The sequence below is a fragment of the Gemmatimonadaceae bacterium genome, from assembly GCA_036003045.1.
Lineage (GTDB): Bacteria > Gemmatimonadota > Gemmatimonadetes > Gemmatimonadales > Gemmatimonadaceae > JAQBQB01.
The window spans coordinates 1-2,059 of the sequence record DASYSS010000097.1; the positions used below are offsets into that span (position 1 = coordinate 1).

A 2,059-nucleotide genomic window follows, 5' to 3' on the forward strand; every position below is an offset into this window, starting at 1 on the left:
CGGAATCCAGCCGTTGAGCCCGGTGAGCGATTGCTTCTCGCGGATCTCCATCTTGCCGCCCTCGCCGCGGACCATTTCGATCTTGGGCTCGGCGCGGAAGCAGAGAATCAGGTGCGCGCGCAGCTGGAGGAGGCGCTGCACAAATTGCTTGTGCGCCATCTTCGGTTTGATCCACGCGGCCATGCGGCAGGCTTCGCGTTTTTTCCAATCGTCGCCCGCCATCCGATCGAGCTCCGCCTCTTGCCAATCGAGGACGCCGCCGTCGCCCGCCCACACGTGCGACGTGGAATCGACCACGATCACCGGGTAGTGCGCTTCGTCGGCGGCGTGGATCGCATCGCCGTACCGCTCAGGCGTGAACGGCGGCGTCAGGTCGCCGTGATCGAAACGAAACAGATCGGCGTAGGCGCGCGCGCGGCTCGCCTCGGTGTCGAGGACGGCGAACGGCCGATCGCCGGCGATCCCTTTCGCGAGGCGCATCGCGGTGTACGTTTTTCCGCTGCCGGTCCCGCCCGACAGACCAATGAGGAGCGGCACGTTCTCGCGCACGGCAGGCCGAAAGGTGAAGGCCATCAGGCCGTCGCGTCCTTCGCTCGTTGGGCCGCGTAGCGGCGCAATTCTTCGGCGTGCCGCGACATCGTTGTCGCGTTCGCGTCGTACTGATCGGCCTTTGCGAGCAGCTCCTCGACGGTCATCTTGTCGGTGTCCACCTCGACGTACTCGCCGTCGCGGACGATGACGTAGCGACGTTGAAGGAATTCGTAGCCGGGGAGGAAAGGCTGGCGCTCGCCCGCGCGCGGGTCCGCTCCGCTGTCTCGCTCGCGTTGGTTGATCCGGGCCGTCACGGCGTGACGCGTGTTCGTGTAGCCGCCGTAGCGCCAATAGGCCACGTCGAGAGGTTCGAGCGCCTCGGATTGATCTGCGTCGCACGCAAGGCCGCTGACGTGCTCGCGGCAAATCGCGTGCGTGATCCATCCTGGGTGCGCAGGTTGATCGCGATCGTGGGCCGCGTCGATTTGTCTGTCGATTTCCCCGTTGAGATCGTCGGGCGTGTACTTCCTCAGCATGGATACTTCTCCTGTAGTCGCACCAGCAGGTGTTCCAGCCATGGCCCCGCGACAGCGACCGCCTCTCGGATCGACACAGCTTCGTGGTCGCAGATGGCGTCGGCGACAAGGGCGGCGTCGTGTTCGCCCGCGAACAATTTCAGCTCGCGACAAATGCCGAGCAGGTGTGTCGCCGCTTTGAATTTCTCGGGCACCGCGGCGCCGGGCGTCTTGCCCCTCTCGGCGAGCGCCGTCACGGTCGGCGGGTTGTCGCTCTCGACGAGGGCCTCGAATTCGTCGGCGGGCACGTTCGCCACGCGCACGGCGGTGAGTTCCTGTCGCTCAGACATCCCGGCGTCGTCGGCCGCCTTGCGCTGTGAATAACTGCCGTCGGCGCCGTTGGTAGTTTTCGGCGGTCGCCCGCCCGCTGATTGAAACGTTTTCAGGAGTTCGCCTGCGCGACGGATCGCGCGCGAACTGATGCGCGTCGCGAGCCGGTGCAGCGTGTCGTCGTCGGCCTGCTTCGCGTAGCTGGCGAGCGCCGCGGCCCGGTCCGCCCAATCCTTGCACTCGTCGATACGTTCGCAGGTGGCGAGTGCTTCCTTGGCGCGCTCGTACGTCGCGGGCAGCGTGGCTGTCGCGATGTCAGGGAGGGCGAGCGCGTTCGCCGTCACGTCGTCATCTCCTTTTCGAGCCACCAACTTTCGTGAATCGGCGGGAGTGTCGCGTAGCATGTCCGCCTCGGATAGCCGGTCCACTTCCCCGAGGCGCGCGCCTCGCGCCACTTGTCGAGCGCGTAGAGGCACTTTTTTTCGGCGAGGAGCAACGCGTCGGGATTCAAGCCGATCACCGAGAGCGCGTACGGCGGATAAGTCTCTTGGACCGCGAACCGGAACGTGGCCTCGACGCCGGTCAGCGCCTTGAGCCCGCGGATGTACCACGCCGCCTGCAGATCGAAGCCCGCGAAAAACATGCTGCGGGTCCACGCGTCGGGATTGGCCGTGGCGCCGGTG

The 2,059-nt window shown here is 66.1% G+C and carries 4 protein-coding genes; all 4 read right to left on the bottom strand.

From position 1 onward, the window contains the following. Positions 1 to 573 (bottom strand): AAA family ATPase (locus VGQ44_21010; protein HEV8449317.1); only part of this gene is annotated, 573 nt, incomplete at its 3' end. Beyond that, complete coding sequence (locus VGQ44_21015) at positions 573 to 1,067, bottom strand: hypothetical protein (protein ID HEV8449318.1); 495 nt, start codon at positions 1,065 to 1,067, stop codon at positions 573 to 575. The genes VGQ44_21010 and VGQ44_21015, both read right to left, overlap by 1 nt. Further along, complete coding sequence (locus VGQ44_21020; protein ID HEV8449319.1) at positions 1,061 to 1,720, bottom strand: hypothetical protein; 660 nt, start codon at positions 1,718 to 1,720, stop codon at positions 1,061 to 1,063. Before VGQ44_21020 ends, VGQ44_21015 begins: the two co-directional genes overlap by 7 nt. Further along, positions 1,717 to 2,059, bottom strand: a 343-nt coding sequence (locus VGQ44_21025) for a hypothetical protein (GenBank protein HEV8449320.1), incomplete at its 5' end; no start/stop codon positions are given. The genes VGQ44_21020 and VGQ44_21025, both read right to left, overlap by 4 nt.

What these genes read in the sequence shown, in the direction of transcription:
- VGQ44_21015 (HEV8449318.1), bottom strand. Translation starts at nt 1,067, where the DNA reads ATGCTGAGGAAGTACACGCCCGACGATCTCAACGGGGAAATCGACAGA.